This window comes from Psychrobacter sp. 1U2 (assembly GCF_051847575.1).
Genome location: NZ_JBPYDC010001279.1, coordinates 1 through 644, shown reverse-complemented (window position 1 = coordinate 644; position 644 = coordinate 1). Strand labels below are relative to the sequence as shown.

The following is a 644-nucleotide window of genomic DNA, read 5'->3' as shown; positions in this document are numbered from 1 at the left end:
TAAGTGGGTGATAATTTTTACCTATAAGAAGAGGTAAGTAATAAATAATTGATTCGATCGGTTTCAAACAGAATAATTCACTATAGCATAAAAATTTTTCAGGCTTGATAACCAATAATTCATCTAATCTGCTAACATCACCGTTAAATTTTGTGTAAGATAACCGGACTGTTTTCGTTTCATCTAGCATAGATTATTTTTAATAAGGCAACCATAGGACAGTCCTCACATGGCATTATCATTACAAAAAGACAAAATCCGGTTTTTATTACTTGAAGGCTTGCACGAGAACGCCTTAAAGATTTTAGACAATGCTGGTTATAAAAATATCGAGTATCTTAGTCACGCCCTAGATCAAGATGAGCTGATTGAGAAAATAAAAGACGCGCATTTCATTGGTATTCGTTCGCGCACGCAGCTGACTCGTGAAGTCCTTGAGCACGCGGACAAGCTTATCGGTATTGGTTGCTTTTGTATCGGCACCAACCAAGTCGACCTTGAAGCGGCTCGCGAGCTAGGTATTCCAGTCTTTAACGCGCCATACTCTAACACTCGTTCGGTTGCAGAGTTGGTATTAGCAGAAGCGATTATGCTATATCGCGGTATTCCTGAAAAGAATGCCACTGTTCATCGCGGCGGCTGGG

1 protein-coding gene and 1 pseudogene are annotated in these 644 nt (G+C 40.1%); one reads left to right on the top strand and one right to left on the bottom strand.

Annotated features, from left to right (window positions below):
* Window positions 1-190: hypothetical protein (locus ACS8FD_RS21645; RefSeq protein ID WP_439277387.1), on the bottom strand; the 190-nt coding region annotated here is incomplete at its 3' end.
* Window positions 191-229: 39 nt separating this feature from the next.
* Here ACS8FD_RS21645 and ACS8FD_RS21640 point away from each other — a divergent pair.
* Window positions 230-644: pseudogene (locus tag ACS8FD_RS21640) on the top strand (phosphoglycerate dehydrogenase); the annotation flags it as partial.